The sequence below is a fragment of the Anaeromyxobacter sp. PSR-1 genome (genome assembly GCF_000964525.1).
GTDB lineage: Bacteria > Myxococcota > Myxococcia > Myxococcales > Anaeromyxobacteraceae > Anaeromyxobacter.
This window is the reverse complement of the sequence record NZ_BAZG01000057.1, coordinates 1-22,843: the sequence shown is the minus strand read 5'-3', so window position 1 is coordinate 22,843 and position 22,843 is coordinate 1. Positions and strand designations below refer to the sequence as shown.

Below are 22,843 nucleotides of genomic sequence, written 5' to 3'. Positions count from 1 at the left end.
CACGCGGTGCGGGTGGCGGCCGAGCGCCGCGCGCGCGAGGCGGTGCCGGCGCTCGTCGAGCGCCTGCGCGATCCGGAGCCCGAGGTGGCGCACCTCGCGGTGGGCGCGCTCGGCCAGCTCCGCGACCCGCGGGCGGTGGGCCCGCTCATCGACCTCTCGCAGCGCGGCGACGGCGGCATGGCGCTGGCGCTGGTGCGCATCATCGGCGACATCGGCGGGCCCGAGGCGGAGGGCTACCTGCTCACGCTCGAGGCCGGCCACCCGGAGCCGCGGGTGCGCGCCGCGGCCCGCGACGCGCTCGCCGAGCTGCGGGCCCGCGAGGCCGAGGCCGGCCGCGTGGCGGGCAAGTAGCCGCGCGGCGGCGGAGGCCACCTCGCGCCGGCTTTCCGCTAAGATGCGACCCTCATGACGCCCCGCACCCTGGTCCCGATCCTCGCGCTCGCGCTCGCCTGCGCGCGCGCCCCGGCGCCCGCCGCGCCCCGCGCGGCCGCGGCCTCGCCGGCCGAGTTCTTCCCGCTCGCGGTCGGGAACGCCTGGACGTACGTGGACGAGTCGCCGGCGCTGCCGCCCGAGCGGCGCGGCGCCACCCGCACCGTGCGGATCCTGGAGCGGACCGCCGACGGCTACTTCCGCGACAGCGATCGCGGCGAGCTGCGCGTGGACGGCGCCTGCGTGCACGACCGGCTGCGCCGGCTGCTCTGCGCGCCGCTCGCCCAGGGCCAGCAGTGGTCCTCGGTGGTCTCGGCCAGCTCCACCGAGCGGTACGAGATCGCCGCGGTGGGCGAGACGGCGGAGACGCCGGCGGGCCGGTTCGAGGGCTGCGTGCGCGTCCGCGCGCACAACCGGGCCGGACCGACCACCGACAACGTGCTCGAGATCACCTACGCGCCGGGCGTCGGGCCGGTGCGGATCGAGACGTGGGCGGTGGTGGAGCGGAACGTGGCGCCCCAGGTGCGGGCGGTGCTCGGCTCGTACCGGGTCGGAGGCAAGTGATGCGCGAGGTCGGGATCGGGATCGCCGGGTTCGGCGTGGTGGGCGGCGGGGTGCTGTCCATCCTGCGCCAGCACGCGGAGGACATCGAGGCGCGGCTGGGCGGGCGGATCGTGGTCCGGCGCGTGGCGCTGCGCGACCTGGACAAGGAGCGCTCCATCGACGTCGATCCCGCGCTGCTCACCACGCGGCTCGAGGACCTGCTCGACGACCCGGCCATCCAGGTGGTGGTCGAGCTGATCGGCGGCGTGGACCAGGCGTTCGAGCTGGTCTGCGGGGCGCTGGAGCGCGGCAAGCACGTGGTCACCGCCAACAAGGCGCTGCTGGCGGCGCGCGGCGACGAGATCTTCCGCCTCGCCCGCGCGCGCGGCGTGGACGTCTACTACGAGGCCGCGGTCTGCGGCGGCGTGCCCATCATCCGCACGCTGCGCGAGGCGCTCGCCTCCGACCGGATCACCGCGCTGCACGGCATCGTCAACGGCACCACCAACTTCATCCTCACCGCCATGGCCGAGAAGGGCGAGCCCATCGAGCGGGCGCTGGCCGAGGCGCAGCGGCTGGGCTACGCCGAGGCCGACCCCACGCTCGACGTGTCCGGCGGCGACGCGGCGCAGAAGCTGTGCGTGCTCGCCCAGCTCGCGTTCGGGGCGGCGCTCCGGCCCGAGGACGTGCTCACCGAGGGCATCATGGCGCTGAAGCCGGAGGACTTCCGGTGGGCGCGCGAGTTCGGCTACGCGCTGAAGCTGCTGGCGGTGGCCCGGCGCTGCGGCCCGGCCGAGGGCGCCGCGCCCGGCGCGCAGGACCAGCTCGAGGCCCGCGTGCACCCCGCCTTCATCCCGGCCGGCTCGCTGCTCGCCGGCGTCCGCGGCGCCATGAACGCGGTGGTGCTGCACTCGGAGGCGCTCGGCGCCTCGATGCTGTACGGGCAGGGCGCCGGCGCGATGCCCACCGGCAGCGCGGTGGTCTCGGACATCATCGACCTCACCCGCAACATCCTGGCCGGCAGCCCCGGGCGCGTGCCCCTGCCGCCCGCCGAGCCGCTGGTCTCGGTGCGGCCGCACGCCGAGGTGCGCTGCGCGTACTACCTGAACTTCTCGGTGAAGGACGCGCCCGGCGTGCTCGCGCGCATCGCCTCGCAGCTCGCCGCGCGCCACATCTCCATCGCGGCGGTGCAGCAGCGCGAGCAGAACGACCAGGGCCAGCCGGTCCCGCTGGTGATCGTGACGCACGTGGCCCGGGAGGCGGACCTGCGCGCCGCCATCGCCGACATCGACCGCGACCCGACCACGCTCGCGCCGACGCGCCTCATCCGCATCGAGAACGTCTGACCCCGCGCCGCGCGGCCGCCGCGTCCGGCCCCGCGCCGGCCGCCGCGGCGCGCCCGAGGTGAACGCATGGTGAGGACGGAGCTCCGGGTGATCTACGGCGACACCGACCAGATGGGCGTCGTCTACTACGGCAACTACCTGCGCTTCTTCGAGGCGGGCCGGAACGAGTTCATCCGCGCCAAGGGGCTCCGCTACCGCGACTTCGAGGAGGCCTACCTGCTCCGGCTGCCGGTGGTGGACGCGCAGGTGAGCTACCGCAGCCCGGCCCGCTACGACGACCTCGTCGCGGTGGAGACCTCGCTCGCCGAGGTGCGCCGCGCCTCGGCCCGCTTCGAGTACCGCATCGTCCGGGACGGCGAGCTGCTCGCCACCGGCTCCACGGTCCACGCCTGCGTGGACCTCGACGGGCGCGTGCGGCGCATGCCCCCGGAGCTGCTGGCGCGGCTCTCGGTGGGCGAGGCGCCCGGCGGCCCGGGGAAGGGAGGCTGAGCCATGGATCGGAACCTCGCGCTCGAGGTGGTCCGCGTCACCGAGGCCGCCGCGCTGGCCTCCGCCCGCCTGATGGGCCGCGGCGATCGCAACGGCGCCGACCAGGCCGCGGTCGAGGCCATGCGCAAGGCGTTCAACGACATCGCCATCCGCGGGGAGGTGGTGATCGGGGAGGGCGAGCGCGACGAGGCGCCGATGCTCTACATCGGCGAGAAGGTGGGGCGCTGCCGCGACGGCGACGCCGAGATGGAGATCGCGGTGGATCCGCTGGAGGGCACGAACCTGTGCGCCACCGGGGCGCCCAACGCGCTCAGCGTCATCGCCATGGGCGAGAAGGGCCGGCTGCTGCGCGCGCCCGACACGTACATGGAGAAGATCGCGGTCGGGCCGCGCGCCCGCGGGGCGGTGGACCTGCGCCGCACGCCCACCGAGAACCTGCGCCGGGTCGCGGACGCGCTCGGCAAGTACGTCGAGGACCTCACCGTGGTGATCCTCGACCGGCCGCGCCACGCGAAGCTGGTCCGCGAGGTCCGCGAGGCCGGCGCCCGCATCAAGCTCATCGGCGACGGCGACGTGGCCGGCGCGCTCAACACCTGCTTCCCGGACACCGGCGTCGACGTGCTGATGGGCATCGGCGGCGCGCCCGAGGGCGTGATCGCCGCCGCGGCGCTCCGCTGCGTGGGCGGCGACCTGCAGGGCCGGCTGGTGTTCCGCAACGACGCCGAGCGCGAGCGCGCCCGCGGGTACGGGCTGAAGGACCTGGACCGGGTCATGGGCGCCGAGGAGCTGGCCGGCGGCAACGTCATGTTCGCCGCCACCGGCGTCACCCACGGCGACTTCCTCAAGGGCGTGCGCTTCACCGGCGACGGCGCCCGGACGCACTCCGTCGTGATGCGGTCGCGGACCGGGACGATCCGCTACATCGAGACCGAGCACCACTTCACCCGCAGCCCGGACTACGGCTGGTAGCCCTCAGGAGGCCCCGATGTCGGTCGTCACGCAGGAGGTCTTCATCGACGCGCCCATCGACCGCGTCTACGACGTGATCGTGGACTACGCGCGCTACCCGGAGTTCGTGCCGGGCATCAGGGGCTGCCGCGTGCTCGCCGGCGGGCCGGGCAGGCGGGTGGAGTACGAGCTCGACCTCGGCATCAAGCGGTTCAAGTACGTGCTGCGGCACGAGGAGGAGCGCCCGCGGAAGGTGACCTGGTCGCTCCAGTCTGGCGAGCTCATGAAGGTCTCGAACGGCTCCTGGGAGCTCCACGCCGAGGGCGACCGCACCCGCGCGCACTACTCCGTCGAGATCCTGATCTCCAAGCCGCCGCTCGTCCCGCAGGCCGTCATCGACAAGATCAGCGAGGAGCTCACCAAGGTGAACCTCCCCCGCAACCTGCAGGCCTTCAAGGCGCGGGCGGAGTCGCTGCGCTGAGATCCGGCAGGCGGTGTCGCCGCGGCAACGTTTGCACCGGGAGGCGCGGCCTGCGCGCCGGCGCGCACATCCTGCCGCGCGCAGTTGACCCCCGTATGGGACGGGTGCTTTACTGAACGGGGCCCTGCGGGGGCGAAGTGAATTGGCGCGAGGGGGCCGTGCGTCATTAAAGAAGTGCGAACCGCGCCACGGAGGAGGGGAACGAGGTCGCGAGGAACGCGACTTGCAACTGCAGCGAGGACGATGGCCCGGAGACCCGCCATGCTGGACGCCTACGTCATCGAGGAGATCAAGCGGCGTGAGCGCGAGCAGCGCCGCGAGGACCGTCCGTCGGTCGAGCTGCCGTTGCCCTCCTATCCGGACGAGGGGCCGCGCGGTCACGACGACCGCGAGCCCGGCGACCGCGATCGCGGCGTCGTGATCATCGACTACTCCGGGTGAGATGATCCGGGACGAGCGGGCGCTCGCCAGCGGCGAAGCGCTCGATCGAGAGGGCGCGGACCGGCCGGTCTCGCGCCCGTCGTTTTCCCGGGCGCGCGCGCGTTCCCTCGCCGGGAAAACCGATTGACCCATCGGCTGCGCGCGGGCACATTCGCGGGCCTGCGAGCGGATCCCTGGGCGCGGCGACCGCGCCGGGCGCTCGGGGAGACCAGCGGATGACCGAGATCATCAACGTGACCGCGCGGGAGATCCTCGATTCCCGCGGCAACCCCACGGTCGAGGTCGAGGTGGCGGTCGGGACCGGCGACGTGGGCCGGGCGGCGGTGCCCTCCGGCGCGTCCACCGGCGAGCACGAGGCGCTCGAGCTGCGCGACGGCGACAAGGGCCGCTACCTGGGCAAGGGCGTCCGCAAGGCCGTCGCGAACGTGATCGACGAGATCGCGCCCGCGGTCGTCGGCCTCGACGCGTCCGACCAGGCCACCCTCGACGCGCGGATGCTCGCGCTCGACGGCACGCCCACCAAGTCGAAGCTGGGCGCGAACGCCGTCCTGGGCGTGTCGCTGGCCGCGGCCAAGGCCGCCGCCACCGCGCACGGCCTGCCGCTGTACCGGTACGTGGGCGGGGCGGGGGCGCGGACGCTGCCGGTGCCGCTCATGAACATCCTGAACGGCGGCGCGCACGCCGACTCCAACGTGGACATCCAGGAGTTCATGGTCGTGCCGCTCGGCCTGCCCACGTTCGCCGAGGCGCTCCGCTGCGGCGCCGAGATCTTCCACGCGCTGAAGAAGGTGCTGAAGGGCAAGGGCGCGGCGACCGGCGTGGGCGACGAGGGCGGCTACGCGCCGAGCCTCGCCTCGAACGAGGAGGCGCTCGCGGTCATCATGGAGGCCATCGGCCAGGCCGGCTACGAGCCCGGCAAGCAGGTGGCGCTCGCGCTCGACTGCGCGGCCAGCGAGTTCTACGACAAGAAGGCCGGCAAGTACGAGCTGGAGGGCGAGGGGAAGAGCTTCGACGGCAAGGGGCTGGTCGAGTACTACGCCCAGCTCGCCGCCAAGTACCCCATCGTCTCGATCGAGGACGGCTGCGACGAGGACGACTGGGCGACCTGGAAGCTCCTGACCGAGCGCCTGGGCGGGAAGCTGCAGCTCGTCGGCGACGACCTGTTCGTCACCAACGTGACCCGCCTGTCCCGCGGCATCGAGCAGGGCGTGGCGAACTCGATCCTGGTGAAGGTGAACCAGATCGGCTCGCTCACCGAGACGCTCGAGGCGGTCCGCATGGCGCACCGCGCGGGCTACACCAGCGTGATGAGCCACCGCTCGGGCGAGACCGAGGACACCACCATCGCCGACCTGGCGGTCGCCTGCGACTGCGGGCAGATCAAGACCGGCTCGGCGTCCCGCACCGACCGCATCGCGAAGTACAACCAGCTCCTCCGCATCGAGGAGGAGCTGGGCACGTCCGGCCGGTACGCCGGCCGCGGCGCGTTCAAGGCCCTCCGCTGAGCCTCCCGGCGAGCGGGCCCCGGACCTCGCGCCGGGGCCCGCCACGCCGCGCCCGAGCGACCCGCCACACGCGCCCTGGGTGCGGGCGCAACCCCGCGCCCGGCCACACGGATTTCCGGGCGCGGCGCATTGACACGCCCGCGGCCGCTCGCTAGCTTCACGTCCCTTGCATCGACCCTCCCGTCACAGGTGAAGAGCATGCGCGCCGACTGGATCGCGAAGCGTCGTGGGCAGGCCAACGTCAGCCAGATGCACTACGCCCGGAACGGCGTGGTCACCGAGGAGATGGCGTTCGTGGCGGCGCGCGAGCGCCTCGAGCCCGAGCTGGTCCGCGCCGAGGTGGCCCGCGGCCGGATGGTGATCCCGGCGAACGTCCGCCACCCCGAGCTCGAGCCGCTCGCCATCGGCATCTCGGCCTGCTGCAAGATCAACGCGAACATCGGCAACAGCGCGGTCACCTCGAACATCGACGAGGAGCTGGCCAAGCTGCGGGTGTGCCTGAAGTACGGCGCCGACACGGTGATGGACCTCTCCACCGGCGGCGACATCCCGCAGATCCGCGAGGCCATCCTGCGCGCCAGCCCGATCCCGGTGGGCACGGTGCCCATCTACGAGTGCCTGGCCCACGTGAAGGACGTGGCCGACCTCACGCCCGAGCTGATGCTCGAGATCATCGAGGCGCAGGCGGCGCAGGGCGTGGACTACATGACCATCCACGCCGGCGTCCTGCGGGACTTCATCCCGCTCGCGGCGCACCGGATCACCGGCATCGTCTCGCGCGGCGGCGCCCTCATGGCGCAGTGGATGCTCGCGAACAAGGCGGAGAACCCGTTCTTCACGCACTTCGAGCAGATCTGCGAGATCTTCAAGCGCTACGACGTGACGTTCTCGCTGGGCGACGGGCTGCGCCCGGGCTGCCTCGCCGACGCGTCCGACGCGGCGCAGTTCGCGGAGCTGAAGGCGCTCGGCGACCTGACGCGCAAGGCGTGGGAGCACGGGGTGCAGGTGATGGTCGAGGGCCCGGGCCACGTCCCGCTCGACCAGATCCCCATGAACATGGAGAAGGAGCGGGAGCTCTGCAGCGAGGCCCCGTTCTACGTGCTCGGGCCGCTCGTCACCGACATCGCGCCCGGCTACGACCACATCACCAGCGCCATCGGCGCGGCGGTGGCGGCGCAGCACGGCGCGGCCATGCTCTGCTACGTCACGCCGGCCGAGCACCTCGGCCTGCCGGACATCGACGACGTCCGCGAGGGCATCGTCGCCTACAAGATCGCGGCCCACGCGGCCGACGTGGCGCGCCACCGGCCGGGCGCCCGCGACCGCGACGACGCGCTCTCCCGCGCGCGCTACGCGTTCGACTGGAACAAGCAGTTCGAGCTGTCGCTCGACCCGGACACCGCGCGCGCCAAGCACGACGAGACGCTGCCGCACGAGGCGTTCAAGTCGGCCGAGTTCTGCTCGATGTGCGGGCCGAAGTTCTGCTCGATGAAGATCCACGGCCACCTCGCCGAGGCCGCCGCCCAGGACGCGGCGGCGAGCGGCGCGGCGAACGGCGCGGCCGAGAAGCCGGCCGGCGGCCTCCAGGTCCTCCCGTAGGCGGGCCTGGAGGCGCGAGCCTCACGCGGACCTCACCTCACCGCCCCTGGGGCGGCCCCTTCTCCACCGGCCTGCCGGCGGCCACCCAGCCGTCGATGCCGGCCGGCATCACGTACACGTTGCGGTGCCCGAAGCTGGCCGCCCGCCGGGCGGCCTCGTGGCTCGCGCTTCAACGCGTGTTCTTGCAGTAGAAGACCAGCGGCGCGTCCTTGTCCGCCGGCAGCTCCCGCGCCTCGTAGGTGCGGTACGCGACGAGCGTGGCGCCGGGCAGGTGGGCCTTCGCGTAGGTCTCCGGGCCGTTCGCGTCGAAGGCGCGGGCGCCGGGCGTGGCGAGGAGCCTCGCCACCTCGTCCACCGTGGCCTCGCGGTACGGCGCGCCCTCGGCGCGCGCGGTGCCGGCGCCGGCGGCGAGGGCCGCCGCGGCGAGCACGGTGAGACGCAGGATCCGGTTCATGTTCACCTCTCGTGGGGTTCTCGGGGTCCGGGGAGGTGAGCTAACCGGGGGCACCGGCGGCGGCATCGCCCCGCGCGGACCCACGCGGGATCACCGGTCCGGCTCGGACCTGGGCCTTAATATCCGCCACATGGCCCACCGGGTGACGGTGTACGAGGTCGGCCCGCGGGACGGGCTCCAGAACGAGGCGCGCACCGTCCCGACCGCGGACAAGCTGGCGCTCATCGGGGCGCTCGCGGCCGCGGGGCTGCGGCGCATCGAGGCGTCGAGCTTCGTCTCGCCGCGCTGGATCCCGCAGCTCGCCGACGCGGCGGAGGTGACGGCGGCGCTCCCCGCGGCGGACGGGACCTCGTACGTGGTGCTGGTGCCGAACGCGAAGGGGCTGGACCGCCTCGCGGTCGCGCTGGCCCGCGCGGGCGAGGGGCACCCGCCGGTGGAGGCCGCGGTGTTCCTCTCCGCGTCCGAGACGCACAACCGCAAGAACCTGAACCGCACCGTGGCCGAGACGCTCGGCGAGCTGGAGGCGCTCGTCCCGGCGGCGCTCGCCCGCGGGCTCCGCGTGCGCGGGTACGTCTCCACGGTGTGGGGCTGTCCGTACGAGGGCCCGGTCGATCCCGGGCGCGCCGCCGACATCGTCGAGCGGCTGCTGGCGCTCGGCTGCCACCAGGTGTCGCTCGGCGACACCATCGGCGTGGGCACGCCCAACCAGACCCGCCGCATCCTGGCGCTGCTGCGCGCCCGCGCCCGGCCGGAGCAGATCGCGCTGCACATGCACGACACGCGCGGCACCGCGCTCGCGAACGTGCTGGCAGGGCTGGAGGAGGGCGTCACCACCTTCGACGCGTCGATCGGCGGCCTGGGCGGCTGCCCGTACGCGCCGGGCGCCTCCGGCAACCTCGCCACCGAGGACCTCGTCTACATGCTCGACGGGATGGGGCTCGAGACCGGGGTGGACTTCCGGAAGCTGGTGGCCGCCGGCGCGCTGGCGCAGCGGCTGGTGGGGCGGACCTTGCCGGGCAAGGCGCTGCAGGCGGAGCTGGCGCGGGCGGGAGGCTGACATGGATCTCCGGGTCGAGCGCAGGGACGCGGTCGAGGTGTGGACCATCGACGGCGCCTCGCGCCGGAACTCGATCACCACGGGGCTGCTGCGCGCGCTGCGCGAGCAGCTCGCGCGCGCCGGGGCCGACCGGGCGCTGCGGTGCGTGGTGATCACCGGCGACGGTGACAAGGCATTCTGCGCCGGCGCCGATCTCAAGGAGCGCGCCGGGATGTCCGCCGACGACGTGCACCGCTTCCACGAGGGGCTGCGCGACGCGCTCCGCGGCATCGAGCAGGCGCCGCAGCCGTTCGTGGCCGCGCTGAACGGCGCGGCGCTGGGCGGCGGCCTGGAGCTGGCGCTCGCCTGCGACCTGCGCATCGCCGCCGACTCGGCCCAGCTCGGGCTGCCGGAGGTGGCGCTCGGCATCATCCCCGGCGGCGGCGGCACGCAGCGGCTGGCGCGGCTGGTGGGCGTGGCGCGGGCGAAGGACCTCGTGCTGACGGCCCGGCGGATCGGCGCCGCCGAGGCGCTCGCCATGGGGCTCGTCACGCAGATCGCGCCGCCCGGCCGGCTCCTGGACGAGGCGCTCGCGCTCGCCGGGCGCATCGCGCGGAACGCGCCGGTCTCGCTGCGCCAGGCGAAGCGCGCCATCGACGGCGGGTTCCACCTGCCGCTCGAGGAGGCGCTCGCGCTCGAGCACCGGATGTACCAGGACTGCCTCGGCACCCGCGACCGGCGCGAGGCGCTGGCCGCGTTCGCCGAGAAGCGCGCGCCGGTGTTCACCGGCGAGTGAGCGAGCCGGGGCGCGCAGCGCACCGCGAGGACACGACGGGGGAAGGCACCATGGACGCGGACGGAACGCCCGGAGGTGGCGCAGTGGCCCGAGACGAGTCGCCGGACGCGCGCATCGCGCGGGAGCTGCGGCGGGTGGAGCAGGGCGGCGCGGCGAAGTACCACGCCAAGAACGCCGAGCAGGGCAAGCGCTTCGCGCGGGAGCGGATCGCGCTCCTGCTCGACCCGGGGAGCTTCGTGGAGGACGGCGCGCTCGCGAACGCGCTCGACCCGGAGCTGCCCGCGGACGGCGTCGTCACCGGCATGGGCCGGATGGACGGCCGGCCGGTGTGCGTGATGGCGAACGACTCCACCGTGAAGGCGGGGAGCTGGGGCGCGCGGACGGTCGAGAAGATCCTGCGCATCCAGGAGGTCGCGGCGGCGCAGCGGCTGCCGCTCTTCTACCTGGTGGACTCGGCCGGCGCGCGGATCACCGACCAGGTGGAGATGTTCCCGGGCCGGCGCGGCGCCGGGCGCATCTTCCACAACGAGGTGCACCTCTCCGGCGTGGTGCCCCAGGTGTGCCTGCTGTTCGGCCCGTCGGCCGCGGGCGGCGCGTACATCCCGGCGTTCTGCGACGTGGTCATCATGGTCGAGGGGAACGCGTCCATGTACCTGGGCTCGCCGCGGATGGCCGAGATGGTCATCGGCGAGAAGGTCTCGCTGGAGGAGCTGGGCGGCGCGCGCATGCACTGCTCGGTGTCCGGCTGCGGCGACTTCCTGGTCAAGACCGAGGAGGAGGCCATCGCGCTGGCGCGCCGCTGGTTCTCGTACCTGCCCTCCAGCCACCGCGCGCTGCCGCCCGAGGCGCCGGCCCGGCCGCCGCGCCCCGGCGCCCGCGCGCCCGCCGACATCGTGCCGCGCGACCAGAACAAGCCGTTCGACATGCTCGAGCTGGTCGGGGCGATCGTGGACGAGGGCTCGTTCCTGGAGGTGAAGCGGCTCTGGGCCGGCGAGCTCGTCACCGGGCTCGCGCGCATCGACGGCCAGGTGGTGGGGATCGTCGCGAACCAGCCGAAGGTGAAGGGCGGGGTGCTGTTCGTGGACTCCGCCGACAAGGCCACCCGCTTCATCTGGCTGTGCGACGCGTTCAACGTGCCGCTGCTGTACCTCGCCGACGTGCCCGGGTTCATGATCGGCACGAAGGTCGAGCGGGCCGGCATCATCCGGGCCGGGGCGAAGATGATCAGCGCGGTGTCGGAGGCGACCGTCCCGCGCATCTGCGTGGTGGTGCGCAAGGCCTACGGCGCCGGGCTCTACGCCATGGACGGCCCGGCGTTCGGCCCGTCCGCCACGCTGGCGCTGCCCGAGGCCATGATCGCGGTGATGGGGCCGGAGGCCGCGGTGAACGCGGTCTTCTTCAACAAGATCCAGGAGAAGCCAGAGGCCGAGCGGGCCGCCTACGTGGAGGCCCTGCGCGAGGAGTACCGCGCCGACATCGACCTGTTGAAGCTGGCGAGCGAGCTGGTGGTGGACGCGGTGGTGCCCGGCGAGCGGCTGCGCGAGGAGCTTTCCCGCCGGTTCCGGATCTACGCCGCCGGCCACGAGCCGCCCCGCGAGCGCAAGCGCGGCGTCCTCCCGGTCTAGGAGCCCACATGGACTTCGAACTCCCCGAGGAGCTGGTCGAGATCCAGCGGACCGTCCGCGCGTTCTGCGAGGCGGAGGTGAGGCCGCACGCGGCCGCGTGGGACGCGAGCGAGACGTTCCCGCGCGAGGTGGTGGCGAAGCTCGGCGCCATGGGGCTGCTCGGCATCACCGTCCCGGAGCGGTACGGCGGGGCCGGGATGGGGGCGCTCGCGGTGGCCGTGGTGGTGGAGGAGCTGGCGCGCCACGACGGCTCGCTCGCGCTCACCGTGGCGAGCCACAACGGGCTCGGCACGGGCCACATCGCGCGCTTCGGCACCGACGCGCAGAAGGAGCGCTACCTGCCGGCGCTCGCGACGGGCGAGCGGCTGGCCGCCTGGGCGCTCACCGAGCCGGGGAGCGGCTCGGACGCGTCGGCGATGCGCACCACCGCGGCGCGCCGCGGCGACGGCTGGGTGCTCTCCGGCTCGAAGACGTTCATCACCCAGGGCACGGTGGGCGGCAGCTTCGTGGTCCTCGCCCGCACCGACCCGGGGCGGCGCCACCACGGGATCACCGCGTTCATCCTCGAGCCCGGCATGAAGGGGTTCAGCCAGCGCGCCATCCACGGCAAGCTCGGGATGCGCAGCTCCGACACCGCGCAGCTGTTCCTCGACGAGGTCGAGGTCCCGGACGCGCAGCGGCTCGGCGAGGTGGACCACGGCTTCATCGACACGCTGCAGATCCTCGACCGCGGCCGGATCACCATCGGCGCGCTGGCGGTGGGGCTCGGCCGCGGCGCGCTGGAGGAGTCCCGGGCGTACGCGAAGGAGCGCCAGGCGTTCGGGAGGCCCATCGCCGAGTTCCAGGCGATCGGCTTCATGCTCGCCGACATGGCCACCGAGCTCGACGCGGCGCGGCTGCTGGTCCGGCGGGCGGCCGCGATGTGCGACGCGGGCCAGCCGTTCGGCGCGCCGGCCTCCATGGCGAAGCTCTACGCCAGCGAGGCGGCCATGCGCGCCACCTCCCGCGCCATCCAGATCCACGGCGGCTACGGCTACACCCGCGACTTCCCGGTGGAGCGCCACTTCCGCGACGCCAAGCTGACCGAGATCGGCGAGGGGACGAGCGAGGTGCAGCGGATGGTCATCTCGCGGGAGATTCTGAGGTAGTCTCTCGCGCGGAAGGGGAGCGAGCCGGACGGGCGGGAGCGCCCGCGCCCCGCGCGCGTGGGACACATGGGCGAAGGCGAACACACCATCATCGGAAAGATCCCGCGCGAGCGCCTGAACCAGATCGCCTCGCGCAAGCTGTCCGCGCTCGGGATCCCCGTCCGCCTCGGCGCCGACCGCGAGACGCTCGAGGGCGAGCTCGCGTTCGCCGGGCGGGTCCAGCACCCCGTCACCGGCCAGACGATCCCCCGCGGCCGCTTCGTCGTCACGGGCCACGACCACCTCCGGTTCCTGGACGCGCCGCTCTCCGCGCTCGGCGAGGTGAACTTCTACGAGCACGAGCGGGCCACCGGCCTGGAGGTCTCGGTCGCGCAGGCGCTCGGGCGCCGCACCGCGGCGCTCCAGGACCTGGCCGCCCGGATGCGGTCGCTGCGGCTCGAGACGGCGCTCGACCCGGAGCGCCTGGCGGTCCGCGCCCTGGTGAAGACCGCCACCCACGCGTTCGAGGTGCTGGGCGGGCCGGAGTCGGTGCGGGTCTCGCGCGTGGCGCCGGTGGGCGGGCGGCCGTTCGAGGTCGCGCCGGACTTTCCCACGCTCGACCTCTCCGACTTCGCCAGCCCCACCGACCTCGAGATCTACCTGGTCGCCTCGGTGTCGCGGATGCGCCCCGCCGCCGCCGCGCCCGCGCTCACGCCGACCCCGACGGCGGCGCCCACGCTCGCGGCCACGCCCGCGCCGCGCAACGCGCTCACGCTGGCGGCGCTGGCGCAGGTCTTCGGCGACGACGCGATGCTCGCGCCCAACGCCATGGTCGAGCTGGTGAAGGAGTTCGCCTACGGCAACACCCGCTACCGCTTCGTGGCCAGCCGCGAGATGGGCACCCGGTTCAAGGGGCGGGTGATCGGCCCGAACGGCGACGTCTGGTCGGACCGCTTCGACCTGGCCAGCTTCCCGGGGACGGCCAAGGTGGTGGCGCTCGCGCTGGGCGCGGCGGATCCCGGCGCGGACCCGGGGCCGCCGCCCGCGCCGGCCCCGGCCGCGCCCTCCGAGGTGCCGAGCCACCTCATGCCGCACCCCGGCGAGATCTGGGTGATGAGCGTGGTGGTGGAGGAGGCCGGGCCGGACGAGGTCCGCTACGTCGGCACCGACATCGACGGCCGGCCCTACGGCGCCGCGCGCGTCCTGAAGCGCTCGGACTTCGAGGCGGTGTTCGCCCAGGACCGCGGCGGCTGGCGCCTGCTCATCCAGATCGACCAGGTGCAGGACGGCAGCGTGATCTACCGGCAGCTCGATCGCCAGCGGCAGCCCATGGGCGCGCCGCGCAAGATGTCCAGCGCGATCCTCGTCGCGAACTTCGTCCCCGAGGCGGCGGCCTACTGATGTCACCTCCATCCATCGCAGCGCGCGTGCTCGCGGGCGAGGTCCGCGCCGCCGCCCGCCTGATGCGCGACCTCGACGACCGGCTCCCGGAGGCCGAGGCGACGCTGCGGGCGCTGTTCCCGCGGACCGGCCGGGCCTACGTGGTCGGCCTCACCGGCGCGCCCGGCGCGGGAAAGTCCTCGCTCACCGACCGCCTCATCGGCCACTACCGCCGGCTGGGCAAGACCGTCGGCGTGATCGCCGTGGACCCGACCAGCCCGTTCTCCGGCGGCGCCATCCTGGGCGACCGGATCCGGATGCAGGACCACGCGCTCGACGAGGGCGTGTTCATCCGCTCGCTCGGCACCCGCGGCCACCTGGGCGGCCTCTCGCGCTCCACCTCCGACCTCGTCCAGGTGATGGACGCCATGGGCAAGGACGTCATCCTGGTGGAGACGGTCGGCGTCGGGCAGGACGAGATCGAGGTCGCCACGCTGGCGCACACCGTGGTGGTGGTGGCGGTGCCGGGGCTGGGCGACGACGTGCAGGCCATCAAGGCGGGCGTGCTCGAGATCGCCGACGTGTTCGCGGTGAACAAGGCCGACCGGGAGGGCGCCGACCGGACCGTGCGCGACCTGCAGACCATGCTGGAGCTGCGCCGCACGGTCATGGGCCTCGGGCCCGCGCCGGCCGACCACGACGCGGCGCACCGCTTCACCGGCGGCCCCGTGCCGCCCTCCGGGCCGGCGCAGGCGGCCTGGGAGCCGCCCATCGTCCGCACCGTGGCGGTGCGCGACGAGGGCGTGGCGGAGCTGATCGCGGCGGTGGACGCGCACCGCGCCCACCTGGAGGCCACCGGCGGGCGCCGCGCGCGCGAGGTGGCCCGGGCCCGCGCCGCGTTCGTGGCGGTGCTGCGGGAGCGGCTGCTGGCCGGGGCGCTGGCGCGCCTCGAGGCGGAGAAGGGGCGGCTCGACGCCGTGGCCGAGCGGATCGCGGCCCGGAGCGCCGATCCGTACCAGCTCGCGGACGAGCTGGCCGCGCTGCTGCGGGCCTGAGCGGGAGAGCCGACGATGGGCGAGGATCGAGGACCAGCGCAGGAGCCCGCGGGCGCGCCGCCGGAGCCGGACCCGGCGCTCGACCCGGTGGGCGCGCTGGAGGCGCGGCTCGGCATCGCGGTCACCGACCGCCAGGCCGCGCTGGCAGCGCTCACGCACAAGTCCTACGTGAACGAGCACCGCGAGGACGGGCTGCAGGACAACGAGCGGCTGGAGTTCCTGGGCGACGCGGTGATCGACCTGGCCGTGTCGCACCGGCTCATGGAGCGCTTCCCGTCGGCGCGCGAGGGCGACCTCTCGAAGATGCGCGCGGCGGTGGTGGACGAGCAGGGGCTCGCCGAGATGGCCCGCACGCTCGACCTCGGCCCGCTGCTGCGCCTCGGGCGCGGCGAGGAGCTGACCGGCGGCCGGCAGAAGTCGTCGCTGCTCGCCGACGCCATGGAGGCCGTGATCGCGGCCATCTACCACGGGCAGGGGCTCCCGGCGGTGCTCTCCTTCGTGGACCGCTTCCTGGGCGAGGCGTTCGCGCGCGCCGCGGCCGGCACGCTGGACCGCGACTTCAAGACCCAGCTCCAGGAGCTGTCGCAGAGCCGGCTGCGCGCCACCCCGCGCTACCGCGTGGTCGCCGAGCACGGCCCGGACCACTCGAAGACGTTCGAGGTGGAGACCGACCTGCGCGGCGAGGTGCTGGGGCGCGGCGCCGGGCGATCGAAGAAGGACGCGGAGCAGGCGGCGGCGCGGCTCGCGCTCGACGCGCTCGGCCGCCGCCTGGCGCTGGAGGCCGGCCAGGCCGGGGCGGAGCCCGCCGCGTCCCCGTCCGCCGCCGCGGCGCCCGCAGAGGTCCCCGAGGCGCCCGCCGTCCCGGCCGCGCCCACCGGGGCGGAGGCGGGGCCCGCGCGGCCCGCGCCGCCGCCGGAGGCGGTCGCGCCCGAGCCGGAGCCGGAAGGCCCTCGGACCGAGCGCGAGCCGGCCGGCGTGGAGGCGCCCGCGCCCGAGCACGCGCCGCACGCCGCGGTCCCCCGGCGCCGCCGCGCCGCCCCGTCCGGCGGGCGGAAGGCCGCCGCCCCGGCCCGCCCTCGCAAGGCCGCCGCGACGCGGAAGGCCGCCGCGGCAGGGAAGGGCGCCAAGGCCACCGCCAAGGGAGCCCGCAAGGGGGCGCGCCCCCGGCGCTGAGGGGCGCCGTCTTTCCATTTGCCGGGGCACCCACCCGCGACTAGCATCCCGCCGCATGACGCGCTCCTCCCTTCTGGTGATTTCACTGTTCGTGTCGCTGGCCCTCCCGCCCGCCGCCCGCGCGCAGGCCCCCGCGGCCGCCCCGGCCAAGGGCAAGGACCTGTACGCCGTGTTCGAGACCTCGCGCGGCAAGATCGGCGTGAAGCTCCTGCCGGCCGAGGCGCCGAAGACGGTCGAGAACTTCGTCCAGCTCGCCGAGGGCAAGAAGCCCTTCACCGACCCGCTCACCGGCCAGCAGCGCAAGGCGCCGTATTACGACGGCCTGCTGTTCCACCGGGTGATCCCGGGCTTCATGATCCAGGGCGGCGACCCCGCCACGCGCGGCGCGCCCCTCGGGAGCTCCGCGCAGAAGGACCTCCCGTTCGGCGTCTCCGGGCCGGGCTACAAGTTCGACGACGAGCTGCCGGCGCCCGGGACGAAGCTGTTCGAGAAGCCGTGCGTCCTCGCCATGGCGAACGCGGGCCCGAACACGAACGGCTCGCAGTTCTTCATCACCGAGGGCGCCGGGGACCGCGTGCCGCAGCTCGAGCCGCGGGCCTGCGACTCGAAGTCCGGCGTGTGCGGCTACACGCGGTTCGGGCAGGGCGTGTGCGGCTGCGACCTGGTGGGCGGGATCGCCCGCGCCGGCAACTCTCAGACGCGGCTGGTGAAGGTCACCATCACCGCCGAGCGCCCCACCTGCAAGTAGGGACAACCCGGGCCCGCGCGCGGGCCCGCCACCCGGCGGCGCGCCGGGAGAGGTGAAGCATGGCCGAGCAGATCTACGCGACGTTCCAGACGTCGATGGGCGACATCGTGGTCAAGCTGCTGCCGGAGAAGGCGCCCAAGACCGTGAAGAACTTCGTCGAGCTGGCGGAGGGCACGCGCGAGTGGACCGACCCGCGCACCGGCCAGAAGGTGACGAAGCCGCTCTACGACGGCACCGTGTTCCACCGCGTCATCCCGGACTTCATGATCCAGGGCGGCGATCCGCTCGGCACCGGCACCGGCGGCCCCGGGTACCGGTTCGAGGACGAGATCGGCCCGGACAACGTGTTCTCGAAGCCCGGCCTGCTCGCCATGGCGAACGCCGGCCCGAACACGAACGGCTCGCAGTTCTTCATCACCGAGGTGGAGACGCCCTGGCTGAACAAGGGGCACACCATCTTCGGCGAGGTGGTCAAGGGCGGGGACCTCGTCCCGAAGATCACCCGCGCCGGCAACGCCAAGGTCAAGCTCGAGAAGGTCACCATCACCCGCGGCGCGCAGCCCTAGGGCGGCGCCACACCGAAGGAACCCGGGCGCCCGCGTCCCTCCGCCTCGGCGGACGGGCCGCGGGCGCGATCACCTCCATGGCCAGCAAGAAGAAGACCCCGTTCCGCGCCGGCTTCGTCGCCATCGTCGGTCGGCCGAACGTGGGGAAGTCCACGCTCCTCAACCGCGTGCTCGGCGAGCACGTGGCCATCGTCAGCCCCCGCCCGCAGACCACCCGCACCCGCATCCTGGGCGTCCACAACGTCCCGGGCGCGCAGGTGGCGTTCTTCGACACCCCCGGCCTGCACAAGGCCAAGGGCGCGCTCAACCGGCGCATGGTCGAGACCGCGCTCTCCACGCTCTCGGAGGTGGACGCGGTGCTCATGCTCATCGAGGCCGGCACCGGCCCCGAGGGCCGCGTCGAGGTGGGCGAGTCCACCCGCTGGGCCATCGAGGAGGTCCGGCGCGCCCGGAAGCCGGCGGTGCTGGGCGTCAACAAGATGGACCGCGCGCCCCGCGCCACGCTGCTGCCCGTCATCGACGCCTACCGCGGGCTGCACGACTGGGCCGACGTGGTCCCGTTCTCGGCGCTCACCGGCGAGAACGTGGACACGCTGGTGCAGGCGCTCGTCCGGCTGCTGCCCGAGTCCGACGCCCCGCTGTTCCCGCCCGACGTGCTCACCGACCAGGCCGAGCGCGCGCTGGCGGCGGAGTACGTGCGCGAGCAGGTGATGCTGCAGACGCGGCAGGAGATCCCGTACTCGGCCGCCGTCGAGGTGGAGGAGTTCGACGAGTCCGACCGGCGCGAGCGCGGCGGGCTGGTCCGCATCTCGGCGCTGGTGGTGGTCGAGCGCGACTCGCAGAAGGCCATCGTGATCGGCAAGCAGGGCGCGATGCTGAAGAAGATCGGCACGCGGGCGCGCGAGGGGCTGGAGCGGCTGCTCGGGTGCAAGGTGTTCCTGTCGCTCACGGTGAAGGTGGACGAGCGCTGGAGCGAGCGCGAGGGCGCGCTGAAGAGGTTCGGCCTGTGAGCCCGCCCCGTCCCGTGGTGGCGCTGGTGGGCCGCCCCAACGTCGGCAAGTCCACCCTGTTCAACCGGCTCGCCGGCCGGCGCGTCGCCATCGTGGAGGACGTGCCCGGCGTCACCCGCGACCGCAACTACGCCGACGTGATCTGGGAGGGCCGCGCGGTCTCGGTGGTGGACACCGGCGGCTTCGAGCCCGAGTCGCGCGACCGGCTCATGTCGCAGGTGCGCGAGCAGGCCCAGCTCGCGGTGGACGAGGCCTCCGTGGTCGTGCTGGTGGTGGACGGCCGCGACGGCCTCACCGCGCTCGACCGCGCCGTGGCGGACCTGCTCCGGCGCGCCGGCAAGCCGCTGTTCGTGGCGGTGAACAAGGTGGACACCGCCCGCACCGAGGAGGACGTGCCGCTCGCCGAGTTCTACGGGCTCGGCTTCGGCGAGGTGCACGCCGTCTCCGCCGAGCACGGGCGCGGCGTGTCCGGGCTGGTGGACGCGATCGTCGAGAAGCTCGCGCTCCCGCCGCTCCCGCCGCCGCCGGAGGAGGCCGACGAGCCGCAGGAGGTCTCCGAGGAGGCGCGGCCGGTGGGCGACATCCGGCTCGCCATCGTGGGCCGGCCCAACGTGGGCAAGAGCACCTTCGTGAACGCGCTGCTCGGCGAGGAGCGCTTCGTGGTCTCCGACGTGCCCGGCACCACCCGCGACGCGATCGACTCGCTGGTCGAGCACAAGGGGCGGCGCTTCGTGGTCACCGACACGGCCGGCATCCGGCGCAAGCGCTCCATCGCGCAGAAGGTCGAGTCGTTCTCGGTGGTCCGCGCCATGAAGGCGATGGACCAGGCCGAGGTGGTGGCGTGCCTCCTCGACGCGACCGAGGCCGGCGTGGAGCAGGACGCGCGGCTCCTCGGCCTGGTGGCCGAGAAGGGCAAGGCGCTCGTCGTCGTGGTGAACAAGTGGGACATCGCCGAGCGCGAGGGCGCCACGCAGGACTGGTACCGCAAGGAGCTCACCAAGCGGCTGCCGTTCGTGGCCTTCGCGCCGATGCTGTTCGTGTCGGCGAAGGAGCGGCGCGGGGTCCACCGCGTGCTGGAGAAGGCGGCGCGGCTGGTGGAGCAGTACCGGGCGCGCTTCCCGACCCCGCAGCTCAACGAGCTCCTCGAGGCGCTCCAGGACGAGCACCCGGCCCCCGTCGCCCGCGGCCGCCGCGTGAAGCTCTACTACGTCGCCCAGGTGGCCTACGCCCCGCCCACGTTCGTGATCCAGGCCAACCACCCGGACGGCCTGACCGACCACTACCGCCGCTACATCGAGAACCGCTTCCGGGACGCGTTCGGGCTGGAGGTTCCGATGCGCCTCGTGTTCAAGGAGCGCCAGCACCGCTCGCGGCCGCGCCGGCCGCGCGAGTAGGGCGGTGGGGCCGGCCCGGCGGGGCGGGCTTTCGCTTGACGCCCCCCGGGTACCCGCCTAGATTGGCCCGGTTTTCCTCACATTTTCGCCGAGCACGCACCCGAGAGGCGCCATGTCGAAGGACACCGTGATCACCCGGAAGGACATGAAGGAGCCGGACAAGTTCCAGGTCGCCGCGACGCAGGCCGCGAGCTGGGCCGCCTCCCGGAAGAAGCACCTCGTCATCGCGGGCGGCGCGGTGGTGGCGGTGCTGGTGATCGTCGCGGCCGTCTCCGCGCTGCGCGCGCAGCGCGAGCAGGCCGCCGGCGCGGCCGCCTCGGCGCTGCTCGCGGCCATCGGCGGCGAGGTGTCGAGCGTGCCGCTCCCCGGCGTGCCCGGGCCGTTCTTCCCGACGCAGGAGGCCAAGCAGCGCGCCATCATCGCCGAGGCCGAGAAGGTGCTCGCGGCGCACGCCGGCACCGGCCCCGCGCTCATGGCCGAGCTGGCCCGCGGCGACGCGCAGTACAAGCTGGGCGAGTGGGACGCCGCGCTCGCGTCCTACGAGCGCTACCTGAAGGACGCCCCCGCCGACGACTCGTTCCGCTTCGGCGCGCTCGAGGGCGTCGGGCTGGTCCGGGAGGCGAAGGGCGACCTCGCCGGCGCGGCGCAGGCCTACGAGCGGCTGGCCGCGGAGGCGCCGAAGATGGCCGATCGCGCCGACCTGGAGCGCGCCCGCGTGCTCGCGGCCGCGGGCAAGGCGTCGGAGGCCAGGGCGCTGCTGGCCGGCTTCGCGGAGAAGCACAAGGACTCGCTGCTCACGCCCGAGGCGTCCGAGCGGCTCGCGCGGCTGGGTGGCAAGGAGTGACGGCGCTCGCGCTGGCGCTCGCCCTGGCGGCGGGGCCGGGCGTGTCGTCGCGCCTGCCGGCCGGCCCGCTGGATCTCTACCGGATCGCCTGGATGCGCCCGGTGGTCGGGCCGCAGGCGATGGAGTCGCGCCCGCTCGAGCCGGGCGGCGTCGCGGTGGACCCGGAGACCGGGTACGCGGTGTTCGGCACGCGCGACGGCTGGGTCCACGCGCTCCGCCCGGACGGCACGGTCGCCTGGGAGCTGCGCACCGCCGGGAGCTTCTGGGCGCCGCCCGCCATCGACCACGGCGTCGCCTACGTCGGCTGCACCGACGGGCGGCTCTACGCGCTGGCGATGGCCACCGGCAAGGAGCTGTGGCGGTACGACGCGAAGGAGGAGCTGGGCACGCGCCCGGCCGTCGCGGGCGGCACCGTCTTCGTGATGAGCCTGCAGGACACGCTCTTCGCGGTGGACGCGAAGACCGGCGCCTGGAAGTGGCACCACCGGCGCGAGGCGCGCGCCGGGTTCACGGTCCGCGGCGCCGCCTGGCCGGTCGTCCGCGGCGACACGGTGTGGGCCGGCTACTCCGACGGATGGGTGGCGGCGCTCGACGTGGCGAACGGCGCGGCGCGCTGGGAGCGCACGGTGGCCCCGGCCGGCGACTACCTCGACGTGGACGCGATCCAGCTCGACGGCAGGCACCTGTACGCGACCGCGTTCTCCGGCGCGGTGCTGGCGATGGACGCCGCCACCGGCGATCCGATCTGGGCCTTTCGCGCCCCCGGCGCAGCGCGGCTGGTGCTCGGGCGCGGGGCGCTGTTCGCGGTCACCTCCAGCTCGGTCCACGCGCTCGATCCGGCGGCCGGCAGCGTCCTCTGGACGGCGCCGCTGGGGGGCGCGCCCGGCGGCGGCGCGCCGGTGATCGCCGGGCCCTGGGTGCTCGTGCCCGCCGGGCAGGGCGGGCTCCGGTTCCTGGAGGCCTCGAGCGGGCGCACGCTGCGCGTGCTCGACCCCGGCACCGGCATCTCCTCCACCCCGGGCGTCGGCGGCGAGCGCGTCTACGTGCTCTCCAACGGCGGCGACCTGCTCGCGCTCGACCTGCGGTGAAGCGGATCCGCGTGGTCGCGGCCGTCGTCCGCCGGGGCGACGCCATCCTCGTCACCCGCCGGCCCGACCGCGACGGCGAGCGAGGCCAGTGGGAGTTCCCCGGCGGCAAGGTCGAGGCGGGCGAGTCCGAGCCCGACGCGCTCCGGCGCGAGATCCGCGAGGAGCTGGGCTGCGAGCTCGAGGTGGGCGCGCTCCTGCTCCGGCACGAGCACCGGTACCCCACGCTCGAGGTCGAGCTGGCGTTCTACGCCGGCGCGCTCGCGCCGGGGGCGACGCCCCGCGCCATCGGCGTGGCCGAGATCGCCTGGGCGCCCGCCGGCGCGCTGGCCGCCTACGACTTCCTCGAGGCGGACCGCGCCGTCCTGGGCGAGCTCGAGCGCCTCTCGCGGAGCTGATCCGGCGTCACCGCGCCCGGCGCTTGCGCTTCGCGGGCTGCGGCTTCGGCTCGGGCGGCGGCGGGGTCCCCGCGACGAGCACGGCGAGGCCGGCCGGCGCGTAGGCCTTGCCGGCCGCGTCGTGGAACTCGCGCGTGCTGGCGCCGTCGAGCCGCAGGGTGTAGCGGCTGCCCGGCCGCAGCGGCTCGGAGGGCGACAGGGTCAGCCGCGTGGTGGTGCCCACGTCGTGCGTGCCGGCCGCCGCCACCGCCGCGTCGTTCGCGTCGAGCAGGACCAGCCGCGCGTCGGCGCTGGCGACGGTGAGGTCGAGGCGGAAGTGCGCGCCGGGGTCCACCACCGTCTCGGCCTGGAGCGCGAGCGGCAGCGTGGCG

The 22,843-nt window shown here is 74.4% G+C and carries 25 protein-coding genes and 1 pseudogene; 24 read left to right on the top strand and 2 right to left on the bottom strand.

Features of this window, described 5'->3' with window-relative positions:
* The 10 genes from PSR1_RS10965 to thiC form a co-directional block, all read left to right on the top strand.
* A partial coding sequence (locus PSR1_RS10965) for a HEAT repeat domain-containing protein (RefSeq protein ID WP_193388353.1) occupies positions 1–351 on the top strand: 351 nt, incomplete at its 5' end.
* Between the two features lie 54 nt (positions 352–405).
* Positions 406–993: a hypothetical protein gene (locus PSR1_RS10960; protein WP_059437613.1), complete on the top strand. Its 588-nt coding sequence runs from the start codon at positions 406–408 to the stop codon at positions 991–993.
* Complete coding sequence (locus PSR1_RS10955; protein WP_059437612.1) at positions 993–2,318, top strand: homoserine dehydrogenase; 1,326 nt, start codon at positions 993–995, stop codon at positions 2,316–2,318. Before PSR1_RS10960 ends, PSR1_RS10955 begins: the two co-directional genes overlap by 1 nt.
* 66 nt (positions 2,319–2,384) lie before the next feature.
* Entirely contained in the window at positions 2,385–2,807 is a 423-nt protein-coding gene (locus PSR1_RS10950; RefSeq protein ID WP_059437611.1) for a thioesterase family protein, read from the top strand.
* 3 nt (positions 2,808–2,810) lie between these two features.
* The gene (gene glpX / locus PSR1_RS10945) at positions 2,811–3,776 is read left to right on the top strand and encodes a class II fructose-bisphosphatase (RefSeq protein WP_059437610.1); all 966 of its coding nucleotides are present in this window, start codon (positions 2,811–2,813) and stop codon (positions 3,774–3,776) included.
* A gap of 16 nt (positions 3,777–3,792) precedes the next feature.
* Positions 3,793–4,236: a type II toxin-antitoxin system RatA family toxin gene (locus tag PSR1_RS10940; RefSeq protein ID WP_059437609.1), complete on the top strand. Its 444-nt coding sequence runs from the start codon at positions 3,793–3,795 to the stop codon at positions 4,234–4,236.
* Positions 4,237–4,497: 261 nt separating this feature from the next.
* On the top strand, positions 4,498–4,677 hold the full coding sequence (locus PSR1_RS10935) for a hypothetical protein (protein WP_059437608.1): 180 nt from the start codon (positions 4,498–4,500) through the stop codon (positions 4,675–4,677).
* Between the two features lies 1 nt (position 4,678).
* On the top strand, positions 4,679–4,804 hold the full coding sequence (locus tag PSR1_RS24840) for a hypothetical protein (RefSeq protein WP_272946348.1): 126 nt from the start codon (positions 4,679–4,681) through the stop codon (positions 4,802–4,804).
* 88 nt (positions 4,805–4,892) lie between these two features.
* A complete protein-coding gene (eno, locus tag PSR1_RS10930; protein WP_059437607.1) occupies positions 4,893–6,182 on the top strand; it encodes a phosphopyruvate hydratase in 1,290 nt (429 codons plus the stop codon).
* A 198-nt stretch (positions 6,183–6,380) separates the two neighbouring features.
* Positions 6,381–7,781: a phosphomethylpyrimidine synthase ThiC gene (gene thiC / locus PSR1_RS10925; protein ID WP_059437615.1), complete on the top strand. Its 1,401-nt coding sequence runs from the start codon at positions 6,381–6,383 to the stop codon at positions 7,779–7,781.
* A gap of 169 nt (positions 7,782–7,950) precedes the next feature.
* Here thiC and PSR1_RS10920 read toward each other — a convergent pair whose 3' ends face one another.
* A complete protein-coding gene (locus PSR1_RS10920; RefSeq protein ID WP_059437614.1) occupies positions 7,951–8,235 on the bottom strand; it encodes a rhodanese-like domain-containing protein in 285 nt (94 codons plus the stop codon).
* A 130-nt stretch (positions 8,236–8,365) separates the two neighbouring features.
* Between PSR1_RS10920 and PSR1_RS10915 the strand changes: the two genes are divergently transcribed.
* From PSR1_RS10915 to PSR1_RS10850, 14 genes are all read left to right on the top strand, one after another.
* Positions 8,366–9,292: a hydroxymethylglutaryl-CoA lyase gene (locus tag PSR1_RS10915; RefSeq protein ID WP_059437606.1), complete on the top strand. Its 927-nt coding sequence runs from the start codon at positions 8,366–8,368 to the stop codon at positions 9,290–9,292.
* A gap of 1 nt (position 9,293) precedes the next feature.
* A complete protein-coding gene (locus PSR1_RS10910) occupies positions 9,294–10,067 on the top strand; it encodes an enoyl-CoA hydratase-related protein (RefSeq protein ID WP_059437605.1) in 774 nt (257 codons plus the stop codon).
* Between the two features lie 50 nt (positions 10,068–10,117).
* On the top strand, positions 10,118–11,692 hold the full coding sequence (locus PSR1_RS10905) for an acyl-CoA carboxylase subunit beta (protein ID WP_059437604.1): 1,575 nt from the start codon (positions 10,118–10,120) through the stop codon (positions 11,690–11,692).
* 8 nt (positions 11,693–11,700) lie between these two features.
* Complete coding sequence (locus tag PSR1_RS10900) at positions 11,701–12,840, top strand: acyl-CoA dehydrogenase family protein (RefSeq protein WP_059437603.1); 1,140 nt, start codon at positions 11,701–11,703, stop codon at positions 12,838–12,840.
* A 66-nt stretch (positions 12,841–12,906) separates the two neighbouring features.
* A complete protein-coding gene (locus PSR1_RS10895; RefSeq protein ID WP_059437602.1) occupies positions 12,907–14,220 on the top strand; it encodes a hypothetical protein in 1,314 nt (437 codons plus the stop codon).
* Positions 14,220–15,254 (top strand): methylmalonyl Co-A mutase-associated GTPase MeaB, encoded by a 1,035-nt coding sequence (gene meaB / locus PSR1_RS10890; protein WP_059437601.1) that lies wholly within the window; start codon positions 14,220–14,222, stop codon positions 15,252–15,254. Before PSR1_RS10895 ends, meaB begins: the two co-directional genes overlap by 1 nt.
* 15 nt (positions 15,255–15,269) lie before the next feature.
* Entirely contained in the window at positions 15,270–16,427 is a 1,158-nt protein-coding gene (gene rnc, locus PSR1_RS10885; protein ID WP_059437600.1) for a ribonuclease III, read from the top strand.
* A 55-nt stretch (positions 16,428–16,482) separates the two neighbouring features.
* A complete protein-coding gene (locus tag PSR1_RS10880; protein WP_059437599.1) occupies positions 16,483–17,175 on the top strand; it encodes a peptidylprolyl isomerase in 693 nt (230 codons plus the stop codon).
* Between the two features lie 59 nt (positions 17,176–17,234).
* Positions 17,235–17,741 (top strand): peptidylprolyl isomerase, encoded by a 507-nt coding sequence (locus tag PSR1_RS10875; RefSeq protein WP_059437598.1) that lies wholly within the window; start codon positions 17,235–17,237, stop codon positions 17,739–17,741.
* A 77-nt stretch (positions 17,742–17,818) separates the two neighbouring features.
* Positions 17,819–18,751 (top strand): GTPase Era, encoded by a 933-nt coding sequence (gene era, locus PSR1_RS10870; RefSeq protein ID WP_059437597.1) that lies wholly within the window; start codon positions 17,819–17,821, stop codon positions 18,749–18,751.
* Positions 18,748–20,145: a ribosome biogenesis GTPase Der gene (gene der, locus PSR1_RS10865; protein ID WP_059437596.1), complete on the top strand. Its 1,398-nt coding sequence runs from the start codon at positions 18,748–18,750 to the stop codon at positions 20,143–20,145. Before era ends, der begins: the two co-directional genes overlap by 4 nt.
* Before the next feature lie 112 nt (positions 20,146–20,257).
* The gene (locus PSR1_RS10860) at positions 20,258–20,989 is read left to right on the top strand and encodes a tol-pal system YbgF family protein (RefSeq protein WP_059437595.1); all 732 of its coding nucleotides are present in this window, start codon (positions 20,258–20,260) and stop codon (positions 20,987–20,989) included.
* Positions 20,986–22,077, top strand: coding sequence for a PQQ-binding-like beta-propeller repeat protein (locus PSR1_RS10855; protein ID WP_059437594.1), 1,092 nt, complete (start codon positions 20,986–20,988; stop codon positions 22,075–22,077). The genes PSR1_RS10860 and PSR1_RS10855 overlap by 4 nt, the downstream gene beginning before the upstream one ends.
* Complete coding sequence (locus PSR1_RS10850; protein ID WP_059437593.1) at positions 22,074–22,472, top strand: (deoxy)nucleoside triphosphate pyrophosphohydrolase; 399 nt, start codon at positions 22,074–22,076, stop codon at positions 22,470–22,472. Before PSR1_RS10855 ends, PSR1_RS10850 begins: the two co-directional genes overlap by 4 nt.
* Positions 22,473–22,479: 7 nt before the next feature.
* Here the strand turns inward: PSR1_RS10850 and PSR1_RS10845 are convergent.
* Positions 22,480–22,843 (bottom strand): annotated as a pseudogene (locus tag PSR1_RS10845) (hypothetical protein); the annotation flags it as partial.